At 61.7% G+C, this 18255-nt stretch carries 16 protein-coding genes; all 16 read right to left on the reverse strand.

Features of this window, described 5'->3' with window-relative positions; genetic code table 11:
* Positions 1–51: 51 nt before the first annotated feature.
* Complete coding sequence (locus OIN59_RS18995; RefSeq protein WP_274112752.1) at positions 52–294, reverse strand: BolA family protein; 243 nt, start codon at positions 292–294, stop codon at positions 52–54.
* 16 nt (positions 295–310) lie between these two features.
* Entirely contained in the window at positions 311–1066 is a 756-nt protein-coding gene (locus OIN59_RS19000) for an ABC transporter permease (protein WP_274112754.1), read from the reverse strand.
* Positions 1063–2001: an ABC transporter ATP-binding protein gene (locus OIN59_RS19005; protein WP_274112756.1), complete on the reverse strand. Its 939-nt coding sequence runs from the start codon at positions 1999–2001 to the stop codon at positions 1063–1065. The genes OIN59_RS19000 and OIN59_RS19005 overlap by 4 nt, the downstream gene beginning before the upstream one ends.
* Positions 2002–2130: 129 nt before the next feature.
* Positions 2131–2403, reverse strand: a complete 273-nt coding sequence (locus OIN59_RS19010; RefSeq protein ID WP_274112758.1) for an STAS domain-containing protein — start codon at positions 2401–2403, stop codon at positions 2131–2133.
* Positions 2404–2417: 14 nt separating this feature from the next.
* Positions 2418–3065 (reverse strand): MlaC/ttg2D family ABC transporter substrate-binding protein, encoded by a 648-nt coding sequence (locus OIN59_RS19015; RefSeq protein ID WP_274112788.1) that lies wholly within the window; start codon positions 3063–3065, stop codon positions 2418–2420.
* A 150-nt stretch (positions 3066–3215) separates the two neighbouring features.
* Positions 3216–4013, reverse strand: a complete 798-nt coding sequence (locus OIN59_RS19020; protein ID WP_274112760.1) for an MlaA family lipoprotein — start codon at positions 4011–4013, stop codon at positions 3216–3218.
* The gene (mlaD, locus tag OIN59_RS19025; protein WP_274112762.1) at positions 4010–4498 is read right to left on the reverse strand and encodes an outer membrane lipid asymmetry maintenance protein MlaD; all 489 of its coding nucleotides are present in this window, start codon (positions 4496–4498) and stop codon (positions 4010–4012) included. The genes OIN59_RS19020 and mlaD overlap by 4 nt, the downstream gene beginning before the upstream one ends.
* Positions 4499–4533: 35 nt before the next feature.
* Complete coding sequence (gene mlaE / locus OIN59_RS19030) at positions 4534–5316, reverse strand: lipid asymmetry maintenance ABC transporter permease subunit MlaE (RefSeq protein ID WP_274112764.1); 783 nt, start codon at positions 5314–5316, stop codon at positions 4534–4536.
* The gene (locus OIN59_RS19035) at positions 5313–6131 is read right to left on the reverse strand and encodes an ABC transporter ATP-binding protein (RefSeq protein WP_274112766.1); all 819 of its coding nucleotides are present in this window, start codon (positions 6129–6131) and stop codon (positions 5313–5315) included. The genes mlaE and OIN59_RS19035 overlap by 4 nt, the downstream gene beginning before the upstream one ends.
* A 301-nt stretch (positions 6132–6432) precedes the next feature.
* Positions 6433–7911, reverse strand: coding sequence for a glutamate synthase subunit beta (locus tag OIN59_RS19040; RefSeq protein WP_274112768.1), 1479 nt, complete (start codon positions 7909–7911; stop codon positions 6433–6435).
* Positions 7912–7959: 48 nt separating this feature from the next.
* Positions 7960–12693, reverse strand: coding sequence for a glutamate synthase-related protein (locus OIN59_RS19045; RefSeq protein ID WP_274112770.1), 4734 nt, complete (start codon positions 12691–12693; stop codon positions 7960–7962).
* A gap of 182 nt (positions 12694–12875) precedes the next feature.
* Positions 12876–13571 (reverse strand): REP-associated tyrosine transposase, encoded by a 696-nt coding sequence (locus OIN59_RS19050; RefSeq protein ID WP_274112772.1) that lies wholly within the window; start codon positions 13569–13571, stop codon positions 12876–12878.
* Positions 13572–13717: 146 nt separating this feature from the next.
* Positions 13718–14653 (reverse strand): class I SAM-dependent methyltransferase, encoded by a 936-nt coding sequence (locus OIN59_RS19055; RefSeq protein WP_274112774.1) that lies wholly within the window; start codon positions 14651–14653, stop codon positions 13718–13720.
* Positions 14650–15312, reverse strand: a complete 663-nt coding sequence (locus OIN59_RS19060; RefSeq protein ID WP_274112776.1) for a DUF1415 domain-containing protein — start codon at positions 15310–15312, stop codon at positions 14650–14652. Before OIN59_RS19060 ends, OIN59_RS19055 begins: the two co-directional genes overlap by 4 nt.
* A gap of 317 nt (positions 15313–15629) precedes the next feature.
* Positions 15630–16820 carry a deoxyguanosinetriphosphate triphosphohydrolase gene (locus OIN59_RS19065; protein WP_274112778.1) on the reverse strand — a complete coding sequence of 397 codons (1191 nt, stop codon included), beginning with the start codon at positions 16818–16820 and terminating at the stop codon, positions 15630–15632.
* Positions 16821–16866: 46 nt separating this feature from the next.
* Complete coding sequence (gene aroB, locus OIN59_RS19070) at positions 16867–17970, reverse strand: 3-dehydroquinate synthase (RefSeq protein ID WP_274112780.1); 1104 nt, start codon at positions 17968–17970, stop codon at positions 16867–16869.
* Positions 17971–18255 lie beyond the last annotated feature (285 nt).

Consider the following 18255-nt stretch of genomic DNA (forward strand, 5'->3'; position numbering starts at 1 on the left):
TAGCGCTTTTACACAAAGCGCGAACAGCTATTAATTCAGGAGCAAAACAACTCAATCCGTCTGGGCAGCCCATTCTGCGGGCGTGAAGGTTTTCATCGACAAGGCATGCACCTCGTCGGTCTGCATCCGGTTGCCCAGGGTGGCGTACACCGCACGCTGGCGTTGCAGGGTGCGCTGGCCCACAAACGTGGCCGAAACGATGGTCGCATACCAGTGGCGGCCATCACCTTCAAGCGTGATGTGATCGCAAGCGATGCCAGCGGCGATGAGGTCTTTGAGTTGGTCAGCGGTCATAGAGGGGCGCTCGGAATCAGTTGCGGATTTTGTAGCCGGTGCGCAGCAGGTGCACGGCCAGGGCACTCACGGCCAGCCAGGCGATGCCCACGATGCCCAGGCTGAGCCAGGGGGACGTGTCGCTCTGGCCAAAGAAGCCGTAGCGGAAGCCGTCGATCATGTAGAAAAACGGGTTGAGGTGGCTCACTGCCTGCCAGAACGGCGGCAGCGACTGGATCGAATAGAACACGCCCGACAGAAAGGTCATGGGCACGATGACGAAGTTCTGGAACGCGGCCATCTGGTCGAACTTGTCGGCCCAGAGCCCGGCGATCAACCCCAACGTGGCCAGCAGCGCGGCCCCCAGCAGGGCGAACACCAGAATCCACCAGGGTGCAGCAAACTCCGGCCGCGCAAACGCCATCGTGACGATGAACACGCCCAAGCCCACCACCAGCCCGCGCACCACGGACGAGCCCACATAGGCCACAAACCAGGCCCAGTGCGACAGCGGGGTGAGCAGCACGAACACCAGGCTGCCCATGATCTTGCTCTGGATCAGGCTGGAAGAGCTGTTGGCAAAGGCGTTTTGCAGCACGCTCATCATCACCAGGCCGGGCACCAGAAACGCGGTGTAGCTGATGCGGTCGTAGACCTTCACATGGTCTTCGAGCACATGGCCAAAGATCAGCAGGTACAGCACGGCCGTGAGCACCGGAGCGGCGACGGTCTGGAAGCTGACCTTCCAGAACCGCAGCACTTCTTTGTAGAACAGGGTTTGCCAGCCGGTCATAGCGCGACCTCGGACAAGGGAATATTGGAAGCCGAAGTGCCGGACATCACTTGCAGGAACACATCCTCCAGGTCTGGCCTGCGGATCTCCATGTCCTGTACATCAACCCCGGCCACGCGCAGCGTTGCGAGGTGGTTTTCAATCTCCGCCGCGTCATGCGCGGGCAACTGCACGATGCGGCCGGTGACGCGCGCCACGGCAGCCAGTGCAGGTGGCAGCACCGCGTCGGTCTTGAACTGCAGCACGCTGCCCGAGGCGGCCTTGAGCAGCTCGCTGGTGCGGTTGAGTGCCACCACCTGCCCGGCCTTGAGCATGGCGATGCGGCCACACAGAGCCTCGGCTTCTTCGAGGTAGTGTGTGGTGAGCAGCACGGTGTGCCCTTCCTTGTTCAGGCGGGCGATGAAGTGCCACAGCGTCTGGCGCAGTTCCACATCGACACCGGCCGTGGGCTCATCCAAAACGATGATGGGCGGCTTGTGCACCAGTGCTTGTGCCACCAGCACACGGCGCTTCATGCCGCCCGAGAGCTGGCGCATGTTGGCGTTGGCCTTGTCGGCCAGGCCCAGGTTTTCGAGCAGCTCGTCGATCCAGGCATCGTTGTTCTTCACGCCGAAGTAGCCCGACTGGATGCGCAGCGCCTCGCGCACGTTGAAGAAGGGGTCAAACACCAGCTCTTGCGGCACGATGCCCAGCTTGCGCCGGGCATCGGCGTACTGGGCCTGCACGTCGCTGCCCTGCACGAGCACACGGCCGCTGGTGGCACGCGCCAAGCCTGCCAGGATGCTGATCAGGGTGGTTTTGCCCGCACCGTTGGGGCCCAGAAGCCCGAAGAACTCGCCTTCCTCAATGTCCAGGTTGACCTGGTTCAGTGCCTGGAAAGGGCCTTTGGGCGTGGCAAAGGTCTTGGATATGGCTTGGAAGGAGACTGCGGGCATGAAGCCTTCGATTTTAAGGCCTCAGCCCTCAGCGGGCCGGACCGCTGGTGTAATGGCCTTTGGCAGGTGCCCCAGGCCTGTGCCAACCGCGCCGACAACTCTGCCGGGCGGCGCCGCACAAACCGGCAATCAATGCGCCGGAGCCAGCAGGGCGTCCACCCCGTACAGCCCGGCCATGCCCGCCAAGGCGGGAGGCATGCCCTGCACCGCAAATTGCTTGCCCTCGGACAAGGCTTCGCGCCGGCATTCCAGCAGCACGGCCAAGGCCGAGGTGTCAAACACCGTCAGCGCACGGGCATCCACCACCACCGTGCTGTCGCGGTGCACCCGCAGCCCCTGCTTGAGCATGTGCAGGCAGGCCGTGGCCTGGCGGTGGGTGAGTTCAGGGGGTAGCACCAGCATGGTCGCTAGGGCTCTCAGCCCTTGGCAGAAGCCGCGTTGGTCTTGTTGCGCGCTGCCAGGGTGTCGATCAGGCCATCGATGCCCTTGGCATTGATCTCCTGCGCGAACTGGCCTCGGTAGGTTTCCACCAGCCAAACGCCGAGCACGTTGAGGTTGTAGATCTTCCAGCCCGCTCCGTCGCCCGGTGTTTTTTCCAGGCGGTAGTCGAGCTGGATGGGGTCGCCACGGCCCACGATCTCGGTGCGCACCAGCACGTCCTTGTCCTCGGCCGCCGCGCGCAAAGGCTTGACCTGGATGGTCTGGTCATTGACCTGGGCCAACGCACCGGCATACGTGCGCACCAACAGAACCTTGAACTCGTCCTGCAGGCGTTTTTGCTGCTCGGGCGTGGCCTGGCGCCAGCCGGGGCCCACGGCGGCGGCTGTCATGCGACGGAAGTTGACGTTAGGCATCACGGTTTTATCGACCAGCGCAATCACCTTGCTCAGGTCACCGGCCTGGATGGCCTTGTCGGACTTCACCGTGCTCAGCACATCGGCGGACAGGCGCTTGATGAGGGCGTCAGGCGCCTCGTCGGCCGCCAGGGCAGACAGCGGCAGGGTCAACATGGCACTGGCTGCCAGGCAAAGGGCAGTGCGCCCCAGGGAACGTCGGTTCATCATCTTCTTGGCTTTCATCGGTGCGGGCTTGTGCCCGTCAAATCATTGTGGAGGTCTGTGCCGACCGGCATGCGTCGCAGCGGTTGCGGGTTGCAAGCAAGTGCAACAGCACCATGGCCCGAGGCAGCGCGTTGTACCCAGCCCGTCATCACATCAGCGGGCAGGCTCTTCAGGCAGCACGCCGTTGCTGGAGCTGCCGTCGTCCTTGCCGTCTGCGTTTTGCGCATCCCCCGCGCGGCTGCGCACCTGCAGGTAGACGTCGCGCGTAAAGCTGTACTTGTCCAGGGCAGCGCTGTCGAGCACCGAGCCCGCGCGCAGCAGGTTGGAGCGCACCTCTACGGCGCGCAGCGCGTACAGCGAGTTGCGGGCAGAGACCGGGTCCACGTAGCTCACCACGTTGCCCTTCATGTCCACAGGCAGCGCGAACGTATCACGCACGGTGGAGGGCCCCAGGATGGGCAGCATGAGATAAGGCCCCGTGCCAACGCCCCAGCGACCCAACGTCAGGCCGAAGTCCTGCTTGTAGCGGTCGATGCCCAGCTCGCTGGCGATGTCCAGCAGTCCTCCCAGGCCCATGAAGGTGTTCACGTTGACGCGCATGAAGCTGGATGCAGCAGCTTCGCCGCGCAGCTGCAGCACGTTGTTCACGAACGACCAGACGTCGCCCAGGTTCCCGAAGAAATTGCTGACCCCGGTGCGGACCGGGGCGGGCGTGACCTCCTGGTAAGCCGTCGCCACGGGCTTGAGCACCATGGCATCGACCTGTTCATTGAAGTTGGTCATGCTGCGGTTGTAAGACTCCAGCGGGTCACGGGGGTCGGGGTTGGCCACCGTGGCGCATCCGGTGAGCAGCACGGCACCCAGCAGCCATGCCAGGCCCGCTGCCAGGCGGGAAATCGACAACCTGTCGCCTGCAATGCAGGCGCGGAGTGTGTGGAGTGAATTCGTCATTTTTTGCCACCTGCCCCAGCAGGCTTTCCGCCGTCTTCGGCTTTGCTGTAAAGAAATTGTCCAATGAGGTTCTCAAGCACCACCGCCGACTGGGTGGACGTGATCATGTCGCCCGCCGCCAGGTTCTTCTCGTCGGCACCGGCTTCAATCCCGATGTACTGCTCGCCCAGCAGCCCGCTGGTCAGGATCTTGAGGGAGCTGTCCTTGGGAAACGCATAGCGGTCTTCCATGGCCAGCGTGACCCGCGCCTGGAAGGTCTTGTCGTCGAACGTGATGGACTCCACACGCCCGACGAGCACACCGGCGCTGCGCACCGCCGCCTGGGGCTTGAGACCGCCGATGTTGTCAAACCGCGCGGTGACGCGGTAGCCCGAATGGAATTGCAGGCTCAGCAGGTTGGCCGACTGCAGCGCCAGAAACACCAGTGCCACTGCGCCCAGCATCACGAAGAGCCCTACCCACAGATCGTTTTTGGAGCGTTGCATACGTTTGATTCCTAGAACTGCCAGCACAGCCAGCGTCAGATACTGAACATCAGCGCGGTGAGCACGAAGTCCAGTGCCAACACCGCCAAAGACGCCATGACCACCGTGCGTGTGGTGGCGCGCGACACCCCCTCGGGGGTGGGCTTGGCCACATAGCCCTGCAGCAGCGCCACAAAAGTTACCGTGAAGCCAAAGACCACACTCTTGAGCACGCCGTTGCCCAGGTCCTTCCAGACATCCACCCCACCCTGCATCTGGCTCCAGAACGCCCCGGGGTCGATGCCGATCATGAGTACCCCCACGATCCAACCACCGATCACCCCCACGGCACTGAACACGGCTGCCAGCAGCGGCATGGTGATCACCCCGGCCCAGAAACGAGGCGCCAGGATGCGCTGCACCGGGTCCACCGCCATCATCTCCATGGCGCTGAGCTGCTCGCCCGCGCGCATGAGGCCAATTTCGGCTGTAAGCGAAGTGCCTGCGCGGCCCGCAAACAACAGCGCGGTGACCACGGGGCCCAGCTCGCGCACGAGGCTCAAGGCCACCAGCAGGCCCAAGGCCTCAGACGAGCCATAGCGCTGCAATGTGTAGTACCCCTGCAACCCCAGCACAAACCCAACGAACAGGCCCGACACGGCAATGATGGCCAGCGAATAGTTGCCCAGAAAATGCACCTGGTCGCGCACCAGAGAGGGCCGCATCAAGGTCGCGCCCAGCAGCCGCACCAGCCGCCCGAACAGCCGCGCCCCCATGCCAATGTCCGCCAACTTGTGGCGCACGGCAAAGCCAACGTCGGCGGGTTTGTACCAGCTCACAGCGCACGCCCTCCTACCGGTCCGAAATCCTCGGCCACGGCCGGGCCGGGGTAATGGAAAGGCACCGGGCCGGTGGGCAGGGCATTGACGAACTGGTGCACCAGCGGGTCACGGCTGGCGAGCACCTCCTCGGGTGAGCCTTGTGCTGCCACAACACCTTCGCCCAGAATGATCACGTGGTCCGCCAGGCGGAAAGTCTCTTCCAGGTCATGCGACACCACGATGCTGGTGAGCCCCATTGCGTCATTGAGCTGGCGGATCAACTGCGCCGCCGTGCCCAGCGAGATAGGGTCCAGGCCCGCAAAGGGCTCGTCGTACATGACCAGTTCCGGGTCCAGCACGATCGCGCGGGCCAGCGCCACGCGGCGCGCCATGCCACCGGAGATCTGGCTGGGCATCAGATCGCGGGCACCGCGCAGGCCCACCGCATGCAGCTTCATCAGCACGACATCACGGATCAGGTCCTCGGACAAATCGGTGTGCTCACGCAGCGGAAACGCCACGTTCTCAAACACGCTCAGGTCGGTGAACAGCGCGCCGAACTGGAACAACATGCCCATGCGCCGGCGCGCGGCGTACAAAGCCTGCACATCCATGCGCCCCACATCCTGGCCGTTGACCAACACGTGGCCGCTCTGGGCCTTGTGCTGACCACCAATCAGCCGCAGCACAGTGGTCTTGCCACCACCCGACGCACCCATCAGCGCCGTGACCTTGCCACGCGGCACCGCCAGTGTCACGTCGCGCAGGATCACGCGGTCACCGTACGAAAACGTGACGTTGCGCAACTCGGCAAGAAATGTGGACTCGGCCATGCCAAAAATGGATGTTGAAACTCAGGACTGCCAAAACGGCACCCGCCCTCCCAAGAAAATGGAGCGCAGATGGTAGCCGAAGACACAAACATACATTCATGCATGTTTGTAAAGAAAATCACACCTGGTAGCAGCCCCGCGTCGTGCGGGACCGAGGCAAGCCCGGATTGACAGAACCTGTGATTGTGCCAACAAAGCATCCAAAAGGCTGGCGCCCGGCCATTGCCCCGCCTTCAAAGCCCCCGTCAACGCAAACGGCGCCCGAAGGCGCCGTTGCTTGGAGAGTGCGCAATGCGCAGGATCAGCGTGGCAGGTCCGAGTATCCCATCAGGAACTCATCCACCGCACGGGCGGCCTGGCGGCCTTCGCGGATGGCCCAGACCACCAGCGACTGGCCCCGGCGGATGTCACCCGCCGCAAACACCTTGGGTACGTTGGTGGCATAACCGCCGTCGAACTCTGTGGTGGCGCGGGCATTGCCACGGGCGTCCTTGTCCACGCCAAAGGCGTCAAGCACCGCTGCCACGGGGCTCACAAAGCCCATGGCCAGCAGCACCAGATCGGCCTGGTAGTGCTTTTCGGTGCCGGGGATTTCGGCCAGCTTGCCGTCCTTGAACTCCACCTGCACGGTGGTCAGGCTCTTGACCTTGCCCTTTTCGCCCGTGAACTCCTTGGTGGAGATGGCGAACTCACGCACGCAGCCTTCGTCGTGGCTGGAGCTGGTGCGCAGCTTGAGCGGCCAGTAAGGCCAGGTCAGCGGGCGGTTTTCCACCTCGGGGGGCTGGGGCATCACCTCGAACTGGGTTACGCTGGCCGCGCCATGGCGGTTGCTGGTGCCCACGCAATCGCTGCCGGTGTCGCCGCCACCGATCACGATGACATGTTTGCCCGTGGCCAGGATCTGGCCCTTGAGCTTGTCGCCTGCATTGACCTTATTCTGCTGGGGCAGGAACTCCATGGCGAAGTGAATGCCATCGAGGTCACGGCCGGGCACGGGCAGGTCGCGCGATTGCTCGGCGCCACCGGTCAGCAGCACGGCGTCGAACTCTTTGTTCAACTGCTCAGGCGTGATGGTCTCCTTGGCCCAGTTGGTGACCTTGGAGTCCTTGCCCAGGCCATCTTTGGCGGCGCCCACGAACACGCTGGTGCGGATGACCACGCCTTCGGCTTCGAGCTGCTTGGCGCGGCGGTCGATGTGCGACTTCTCCATCTTGAAGTCAGGAATGCCATAGCGCAGCAGGCCGCCCACGCGGTCGTTCTTTTCAAACAGCGTGACGCTGTGGCCTGCGCGTGCGAGCTGCTGGGCGGCTGCCAGGCCTGCAGGGCCCGAGCCCACCACGGCGACCTTCTTGCCTGTTTGGTGCTTGGCGGGGCGGGGCTTGACCCAGCCCTCTTCCCAGGCGCGGTCGATGATCGCGTGCTCGATGGACTTGATGCCCACGGCGTCGTCGTTCACGTTGAGCACGCAGGCCGCCTCGCAAGGTGCGGGGCAGATGCGGCCGGTGAACTCAGGGAAGTTGTTGGTGCTGTGCAGCACCTCGATCGCGCTCTTCCAGTCCTGGTGGTAGACCAGGTCGTTGAAGTCCGGAATGATGTTGTTGACCGGGCAGCCGTTGTTGCAGAACGGCGTGCCGCAGTCCATGCAGCGCGCGCCCTGTACCTTGGCCTGGGCGCTATCGAGCCCGATGACAAATTCCTTGTAATGCTTCAAGCGCTCGGCAACGGGCTTGTAGCCCTCTTCGATGCGCTCGTATTCCATGAAGCCGGTAGTTTTTCCCATGACGGTGTCCTTGTTTATGAATGCTGTGCGAAGGTTGACGGCTCTGCCTTACTTGGCAGGGACCGCTTCTTTTTTGGTAGCAGCTACCGCTGGTGTAGCGGACTCCTCCAGCACTTTTTGTTCATAAATTTCAGCCAGGGCACGCTTGTACTCGGTCGGGAAGACCTTGACGAACTTGCCGCGCGATGCCGCCCAGTTGTCCAGCAGTTCGCGCGCACGCTTGCTGCCCGTCCAGCGGTTGTGGTCCTCCAGCAGCTTCTTGAGCTGGGCCTCGTCCGTCTGGCCGTGGTGCCAGATGGCGCGCGGCACCGTGGCCTCTTGCTCCGACGCTGGCAGGATGCGCTCCAGCGTGACCATGGACATGTTGCAGCGGGTGTCGAACTGGCCGTCTTCGTCGTAGACGTAGGCGACGCCACCACTCATGCCCGCTGCGAAGTTGCGGCCGGTCTTGCCCAGCACCAGCACGGTGCCGCCGGTCATGTATTCACAGCCGTGGTCGCCCGTGCCTTCGACCACCGTCGTGGCACCCGACAAGCGCACTGCAAAGCGCTCGCCGGCCACGCCGCTGAAGAACGCCTCACCCGTGGTAGCGCCGTACATCACGGTGTTGCCCACGATGGTGTTGCGCACCGCGTCGCCGCGGAAGTCGATGCTGGGGCGCACGATGACGCGCCCACCCGATAGGCCCTTGCCCGTGTAGTCGTTGGCATCGCCAATCAGGTACAGCGTGATGCCGCGCGTGAGGAACGCACCGAACGACTGCCCCCCCGTGCCTTCGAGCTGGATGCGGATGGTGTCATCGGGCAAGCCCTCTGGGTGTACACGGGTGACCGCGCCGGACAGCATCGCGCCGACCGAGCGGTTCACGTTGCGGGCCACTTCGATGAACTGCACGCGCTCGCCCTTTTCAATGGCGGGCTTGCTGCGCTCGATGAGCTTGCGGTCCAGCGTGTGTTCGATGTTGTGGTCCTGCACATCCACATGGAAGCGCGGCACGTCGGCGGGCACATTGGGCTGCGCAAACAGGCGGCCGAAGTCCAGACCGCGTGCCTTCCAGTGTTCCAGACCCTGGCGCATGTCGAGCAAGTCGGTGCGTCCAATCAGGTCGTCGAACTTGCGAATGCCCAGCTGGGCCATGATCTGGCGCACTTCTTCTGCAATGAAGAAGAAGTAGTTCACCACATGTTCGGGCTTGCCCGAGAACTTCTTGCGCAGCTCGGGGTCTTGCGTGGCCACGCCCACGGGGCAGGTGTTCAGGTGGCACTTGCGCATCATGATGCAGCCCTCGACCACCAGCGGAGCGGTGGCGAAGCCGAACTCATCAGCACCCAGCAGCGCGCCGATGGCAACGTCGCGGCCGGTCTTCATCTGGCCGTCGGCCTGCACGCGAATGCGGCCGCGCAGGCGGTTCAGCACCAGGGTCTGCTGGGTTTCGGCCAGGCCAATTTCCCACGGGCCGCCGCAATGCTTGATGGAAGACCAAGGCGAAGCGCCCGTGCCGCCGTCGTGCCCAGCGATCACCACGTGGTCGCTCTTGCACTTGGCCACACCGGCTGCAATGGTGCCCACGCCCACCTCAGACACCAGCTTGACGCTGATGCCTGCGTGCGGAGCCACGTTCTTCAGGTCGTGGATCAGCTGGGCCAAGTCCTCGATGGAGTAGATGTCGTGGTGCGGTGGTGGCGAGATCAGGCCCACACCAGGCACACTGTGGCGCAGCTTGCCGATGTAGTTGGAGACCTTGCCGCCAGGCAGCTGACCGCCTTCGCCAGGCTTGGCGCCCTGGGCCATCTTGATCTGGATCTGGTCCGCCGACGACAGGTACTCAGCGGTCACACCAAAGCGGCCTGAAGCCACCTGCTTGATGCGGCTGCGCAGTGAGTCGCCGTCCTGCAGGGGCAGATCGACCTCGACGTTCTCTGCACCGATCACGCTCTTGAGCGTGTCACCCTTCTTGATCGGGATGCCCTTGAGTTCGTTGCGGTAGCGCGCTGCATCTTCACCGCCCTCACCGGTGTTGCTCTTGCCACCAATGCGGTTCATGGCCACAGCCAACGTAGCGTGCGCCTCGGTGCTGATAGAGCCCAGCGACATGGCGCCGGTGGCAAAGCGTTTGACGATCTCCTTGGCGGGCTCGACTTCATCGATCGAAATCGCCTTGGCTGGGTCGATCTTGAATTCGAACAGGCCGCGCAACGTCATGTGGCGCTTGCTCTGGTCGTTGATCAGCTGGGCGTATTCCTTGTACGTGTTCCAGTTGTTGGCGCGCGTGCTGTGCTGCAGCTTGGCAATCGCGTCAGGCGTCCACATGTGGTCTTCACCCCGGGCGCGCCAGGCGTATTCACCGCCAGCGTCCAGCATGGTTTCGAGCACGGGGTCGTCGCCAAACGCCGCCTTGTGCATGCGGATGGCCTCTTCGGCGATTTCGAACACACCGATGCCTTCCACACGGCTGGAGGTGCCGGTGAAGTACTTGCCCACGGTTTCCGTGTTGAGGCCGATGGCCTCGAACAGCTGGGCGCCGCAGTAGGACATGTAGGTGCTCACGCCCATCTTGGACATGATCTTGGACAGGCCCTTGCCAATCGCCTTGACGTAGTTGTAGATAGCCTTGTCGGCCGACAGATCGCCGCCCAGCTCTTTGTGCATGTCGGCCAGGGTTTCCATGGCCAGGTAGGGGTGCACAGCTTCGGCGCCGTAACCCGCCAGCACGGCGAAGTGGTGCACTTCGCGGGCGGTGCCCGTCTCAACCACCAGGCCTGCCGTGGTGCGCAGGCCTGCGCCCACCAAGTGCTGGTGGATGGCCGACAGGGCCAGCAGCGCGGGGATGGCCACTTGCGTGGCGCTCACGGCGCGGTCGCTGATGATCAGGATGTTGGCACCGCCCTTGATGGCGTCCACTGCCTGTGCGCACAGCGAGGCCAGCTTGGCTTCCACGCCCTCACGGCCCCAGTCCAGCGGGTAGGTGATGTCGATGGTGGCGCTCTTGAACTTGCCTTGGGTGTACTGCGCAATGTCGCGCAGCTTGGCCATGTCGGCAAAGTCGAGCACGGGCTGGCTCACCTCGAGCCGCATCGGTGGGTTGACCTGGTTGATGTCCAGCAGGTTGGGCTTGGGGCCGATGAAGCTGTTGAGCGACATCACGATGGCCTCGCGGATCGGGTCGATCGGCGGGTTCGTCACTTGGGCGAACAACTGCTTGAAGTAGTTGTACAACGGCTTGTTCTTGCCCGAGAGCACGGCCAGCGGGCTGTCGTTGCCCATGGAGCCGATGCCTTCTTCGCCGTTCTTGGCCATGGGCGCCATCAGGAACTTGATGTCTTCCTGGGTGTAGCCAAAGGCCTGCTGGCGGTCCAGCAGGGGTAGGTCAGCAGCCTGGGGCGCAGCCGCCTGGGCACCGGCTTCGATGCTGTCGAGCTTGATGCGCAGGTTCTCGATCCACTGCTTGTAGGGCTTGGTGTTGACGACGTTGGCTTTGAGCTCGTCGTCGTCGATCATGCGGCCTTGTTCCAGATCGATCAGGAACATCTTGCCGGGCTGCAGGCGCCACTTGCGCACAATCTTGTTCTCAGGCACAGGCAACACGCCCGACTCGGAGCCCATGATGACCAGATCGTCGTCGGTGATGCAGTAGCGCGAGGGGCGCAGGCCGTTGCGGTCGAGCGTGGCGCCGATCTGGCGGCCATCGGTGAACACGATGGAGGCCGGGCCGTCCCAGGGCTCGAGCATGGCGGCGTGGTATTCATAGAAGGCGCGGCGGCGCTCGTCCATGGTGGTGTGCTGCTCCCAGGGCTCGGGGATCATCATCATCACGGCCTGGCTGATGGGGTAGCCCGCCATGGTCAGCAATTCCAGGCAGTTGTCGAACGTAGCGGTGTCGGACTGGTCGGCGAAGCTGATGGGGTACAGCTTTTGCAGGTCGGCCGCCAGCACGGGCGATGCCATCACGCCTTCGCGGGCCTTCATCCAGTTGTAGTTGCCCTTGACGGTGTTGATTTCACCGTTGTGCGCCACATAGCGGTAAGGGTGGGCCAGCGGCCACTCGGGGAAGGTGTTGGTGGAGAAGCGCTGGTGCACCAGGCCGATGGCCGAGATGCAGCGCTCGTCGGACAGGTCCTTGTAGTACACGCCCACCTGGTCGGCCAGCAGCAGGCCCTTGTAGACCACGGTGCGGCTGGACATGGACGGAACGTAATATTCCTTGCTGTGCTTGAGCTTGAGGGCCTGGATATTGGCGCTGGCCGTCTTGCGGATCACGTACAGCTTGCGCTCCAGCGCGTCCTGCACGATCACGTCGTTGCCACGGCCGATGAAGACCTGGCGCAGGATGGGCTCCTTCTTGCGCACGGTGGGCGACATGGGCATGTCCACATTGACCGGCACATCGCGCCAGCCCAGCAGCACCTGGCCTTCGGCCTTGATGGCACGCTCCATCTCCTGCTCACAAGCCAGACGCGAGGCATGCTCCTTGGGCAAGAAGATCATGCCGACGCCATATTCGCCAGACGCTGGCAAGGTCACGCCTTGCTTGGCCATTTCTTCACGGTACAGCGCGTCGGGGATCTGGATCAGGATACCGGCGCCGTCGCCCATCAGCGGATCGGCCCCCACAGCGCCACGGTGGTCGATGTTTTCCAGAATCTTCAGGGCCTGCGTCACGATGTCGTGGCGCTTGATGCCCTTGATGTGGGCCACAAACCCGAGGCCGCAGGCGTCGTGTTCGTTACCCGATGAATACAAACCGTGTTGTTGCAGATGCTGGATCTCGGCAGCCGTGGTCATGGCGCACTCCTCATATTTTTCGCAGGGATGCCGAGATTAGTGCATTGCAGCATATTTTGGCAAGTGATTTAATTGGGGTCAGATCCCAATTTATCAAATCAAGAACAGAGCTGCCAAATTATTGGGGACACGTCAAAATATATAGCACTCTATCTATATGCGATAGGCGCATCATCCGATTTTTATGTGTTTTCAGAAATTCGAGGTCTGCCTGGCATTCCCCGGATCACACGACGCGGGGTCTGCTGTTGCAGTCCATCGAGGAATTCGGCATCGCCCAAGGCCCACCCACTGAGTGCTGAATCGGTCAGAGATGTTTGCATCGACGCTCCCAGGCCAGCCTGCACCAGCGCCGCATAGGTCGCTTCGCGCGCAAACGGGGTGTTGCCCAGCGCCCAATACAGCGCATGAGGCGTCAACCACCGGTCGTTGCGCAAACCGCGCCAGTGAGCATGGCTGGACCAGCGGTAGTCCGTGGGTTGCTGCACCAGTCCGGCCCGCACAGGGTTGAGATCTAGGTACACCATGCACGCCAGCAAGTACCGTTCCGGCTGCAATATCGTGGAACGGTAGCGGCCCTCCCACAGGGTTCCGCTACGGGCATGCCGACGGTTGAAATATTGCACGTACCGGCGCCCCACCGCTTGCATCATCTGGGGTAGCCCGTCAGGCGTAGCAGGCGTGACCAGCAGGTGAAAGTGGTTGTCCATCAGCACATAGGCGTGGACGGCCACTGCATATTTCTGCGCGCTGTCCACCAGCAATGCCAGCAGGGCGTCGAAGTCCTCCACTCCGTCAAAGATGGGCTGGCGATTGTTACCCCGCAGGATGACGTGGTGCAAATGACCCGGCAGGGTCAGGCGTGGCAAACGGGCCATGGGTCTTGATCAGGAATGTGATATCCACGATCATAGACCTGTCCCCGATTTTCAATCGATGGAAGCGGACGATGGGTTGCATCTACCAAAGAAACGCAGATGCGTAGGCAGGCAGGACACCCTTGCGCGCCTTCTTGCCACCATCATCAGTGCGTGACCATGTCCTCCGCCAAAGACTGGTCAGCGCCCACGCCGAACCGTCCCCCCATGGCATGCTCCAAGCCAAATTCACCGAGAAGCGCTCGCAATCGTTCGGCTGCACTGCGTTTTTTCTGTCCGGTGTATCGCGCAATGATGAGCTCATTCTTCATGCTGTGCTCCCACCCCACCAGCTCGGTCACAGTAACCTGGTAGCCACTGGCCTCCAAGTACAGGCAGCGCAGCACATTGGTCACCTGGCTGCCCAGTTCGCGGGTGTGCAAAGGGTGGCGCCACAACTCTGCCAAGGGCGTGCGCGCCAACTGCAGGGCCTTGCCTTGGCGCAGACAGGTCGCCATCTCCGCCTGGCAGCAGGGCACCAGGACCATGACCCGCGCCTTCTTTTGCAGCCCAAAGGCAATCGCATCGTCGGTAGCGGTGTCGCAAGCGTGCAAGGCCGTAACCACATCAATCTGGGCAGGCAACTCACGGGCGTCGGCCGATTCAGCCACCGACAGATTGAGGAACGACATCCGCTCAAAGTGAAGGCGCTGGGCCAGCACCCGCGACTTCTCTACCAGCTCGGCCCGGGTCTCTACCCCATAGATATGTCCATGTCCCAGCGCCTTGAAATACAGGTCGTACAGGATGAAGCCCAAATAGGACTTGCCCGCCCCATGGTCAGCGAGCGTGGGGCCGCCAGCGTGGACGGGCAACTCTGCCAGCAAGGGCTCGATGAAATTGAACAGGTGGTACACCTGCTTGAGCTTGCGACGCGAGTCCTGATTGAGGCGCCCTTCGCGCGTGAGAATGTGCAGCTCCTTGAGCAGCTCGATGGATTGGCCGGGCCGCAATTCTTGCAGTTCAGCGCCTTCGCTTTGGGGCTGACCTTTGCCTCGGACCCGCTGGCCGGCCGTCACCGAAGATGGTTTTTGTTGCTTCATAGGACGTCACCTTGTGTTGGCTGACCACTGCCGCCGACAGTATTTACAGCCACCTTCTCGCCCTCAGCACCGTGGGGGCCGACATCCAATGCCTGCCAGCCGACCATGCCCATGCCCTCCAGCACTTCCATGTTGCGCTCAAAGATGGCCTCTGCCTCTGGGTACACCTCCACGGCACGGTCGATGCTGCTCTCTCGCAGCAAATGCAGCATGGGGTAAGGGGAGCGGTTGGTGCAATTGGTCACGTCGTCCACGTCGGTGCCCGCAAACTGGAACTGGGGGTGAAAACTCGCCACCTGGAGCGTGCCCTCTAACCCCAGAGCGTGCAGCAGATCCTCCGCCGCCCCCAGGAAGTCATTGAAATCGAGAAAGTCCTGCAGGCAGCGCGGCATCACCAGCAAGGTGGTGTCCCTGACTTCTGCAGGGGTGCTTGCCAGCTCCACGAGTTGTTCGCGCAGCAGTTCCAGCACCTCCTGCGTAGTCGCAGCCAACGTCACCACATAGTGAATCTGCCCTTTGACATGAACCGCCTTTGCAAAAGGACAAAGATTCAACCCAATCACCGCCCTCTCCAGCCACCTGACGGTGTCATGAATATAGGGCTCAATGGAAGGAAGCGAAGGAGACGCCGCGTCAGCAGCAGTGATGGAGGGTGTCATGAACGCGCGCGGAAGCGCTGAAGATAGAACGAGGATTTTATCGGCCCAGTGCATCTGACGATCGCGCGGCAGCAGCTACACCAGTGTCAGATCCCCATATGATCGACCGACGCACGCTCACAAATGAGTGGCATTTCACCGAGTCGGCGAGTGAACCGATCACTCACTCAATCAACCGCCCTCTTTTCTGCAAGGCCGTCTCCATTGCGTGCATGAATGCCCTCTTCGAGGGACTGCGCGGACAAACCTTACAGTCATCAGGATGCGCTGCACCCTGAGCCGAGGGAAATCGTAACCAGGCTCTGAGAAGTTTCTTGCTACTCCTGCAGCAGTCGGCGCCCCGTAAGGCGCTCATGCTCTCGCCCCGCAAAGCGATCCGTCATCCCCGCAATAAAGTCGGCCACGGCCCGTGCTCGCCCCAGCCCATCACCCGCAAGCGCCTGTGCGGCGAACGCCGCTTTCATTTCTTGGGGATTGGTGATGTAAGCCCCAAACAGTTCGCGCACAATTTCTTGGGCATGGCCGGTGGTCTCCATCACTCGCGGATGCCGGTAGAGATGTCTGAAGAGAAACTGCTTGAGCACGGAGGACCGTTCGCGCATGTCGTCGCTGAAGCGCACCAGGACGGGGAGCATCCGCACATCATCAGGATGGGTAGGCGCGTGCGCACGTAGTGCCGCTTTTGTGGTGTCGATCACGTTATACACCTGCGCACTCAGCATCCGCCGGATCGCCTCGTACAACAGCCGGCGGTGCATCGACAATTCGGCAAGAGCGGGATGCTCCCTCAGCGCTGACCAGCGATACGCATCGAACAAGGGAACATCCTGCAACTGAGAAAGGGTGATCAGCCCTGAACGTACACCGTCATCAATGTCATGCGCGTTGTACGCAATCTCATCAGCCAGGTTGCACAACTGAGCCTCCAGGCTTGGCCGCTCATTGCGCAAGAACCGAGCGCCAACTCCGTCAGGCTCCAATTCTTCCAACTGCCTAGCGTGCGTGCGCGAGCAATGCTTGAGAATTCCTTCGCGGGTTTCGAAAGTGAGGTTCAGTCCGTCGTACAACGGATAGCGCTCCTCCAACTGATCCACAACCCTCAGACTCTGAAGATTGTGCTCAAAGCCACCAAAGTCGGCCATGCAGCCATTCAAGGCGTCCTGCCCAGCATGCCCAAATGGCGTATGCCCCAAATCATGGGCCAACGAAATGGCCTCGACCAAGTCCTCGTTGATCTGCAGCGACCGGGCAATAGAACGGCCCAGTTGAGCAACCTCTAAGGAATGGGTCAACCGCGTACGGAACAGATCGCCCTCATGATTGAGAAATACCTGGGTCTTGTAAACAAGCCGACGGAAAGCCGTGGAATGCACGATTCGATCGCGGTCGCGCTGGTACTCGGTTCGGGTGGGGGCAGGTTGCTCCGTGTAGCGCCGACCTCGAGTAGCGCCAGGATGGCAAGCGAAAACAGCAAGGGCAGTTGGTGCGGTCAAAACAGCCGCCACCATTCAAAGAACATCTCAAAAAGCCACTCAATTGACTGCATCAGAAATCTCATCGGCAGCAGGCATCGATGACCTCACTCACCAAGCCGTCGGGGGCAGAGCGGACCACCGCCTTACCGGGACTTTCGATCAGAACAAACCTGATCTCACCAGCCTCAGATTTTTTGTCGCCGCGCATCAGCTGTAGATAGCGCCATGCGTTGTTTTTGTCATCCAGAATTGGCCCATGTGTCGGCAAACCTGCCCGGCGGATCAACGACACCAAACGTTCCACAAAAATCTCGTCCACCAACCCGAGCCGACGCGACAACTCTGCAGCCATCACCATCCCGGCCGCAACTCCCTCTCCATGTAACCAGACACCGTAGCCCATACCAGCCTCAATGGCGTGACCAAAGGTGTGGCCAAAATTCAAAACGGCGCGCAAACCAGATTCGCGCTCATCCTCCCCCACTACGGCCGCCTTGATCTCGCAACTGCGGCGAACCGCACGGGCGAGAGCAGCGCTTTCGTGGGCCATGAGGTCATCCATAGATCGCTCCAACCAGTCGAAGAAGTCCATATCGGCAATCGGGCCGTACTTGATCACTTCTGCCAAGCCTGCACTGAACTCACGTGCAGGTAGCGTAGCCAGCACATCAAGATCACAGACCACGCGCTGAGGCTGATAAAAAGCACCCACCATATTCTTCCCCAGCGGGTGATTAATGCCGGTCTTTCCTCCCACTGAAGAATCCACCTGCGAAAGCAGGGTCGTGGGGACCTGCACAAAAGGCACACCGCGCATGTAGCTGGCAGCGGCAAAACCCGTCATGTCACCCACTACGCCACCGCCCAATGCGAACAACACAGTCTTCCGATCACAGCCCTGTTCCAGCAAAACATCAAAAATTCTCTGCAGGATCTGCCAGCTCTTATGCTCCTCACCGTCCGGCAGTTGCAATTCATAAATTTTTGAATAGCGGCCCGTCAGAGCCTTCCGCAGCGCAGCGGCATAGAGAGGCGCAACAGTGGTGTTACTGACAATCAGAGCAGCGCTGGCGCGGGGCAATCCTTCGTAGGAGGTCGGCTCAGCCAGCAAGCCACCACCAATGACGATACGGTAGCTACGCGCGCCAAGGTCAATCGAAACTTCTTGAGCCATTGAGAGCATGAATATTTTCAAGTATGGAACATTAGGACCGGCACGGCTCAGACGCTGATGCGAGACATCTCGCCAGTCTATTTAGGTTGGATCTCAGAGGAGATTTTGACACTAACCGATCAAATGGACACCTCGAGCCCCGCTCTTCACAAAACGCACACCAAGAAGTGAATCGCCCCGGTTTTCGCGGAGGCTCAACACTCTGAGAGGATTGAGCCATGAAGAAGACGAACAAGTTCTCGCCGGAGGTGCGTGAGCGCGCAGTGAGGATGGTTCAGGAGCAGCGCGGGGAGT

This window comes from Acidovorax benzenivorans (assembly GCF_028680575.1).
GTDB lineage: Bacteria > Pseudomonadota > Gammaproteobacteria > Burkholderiales > Burkholderiaceae_C > Acidovorax > Acidovorax benzenivorans.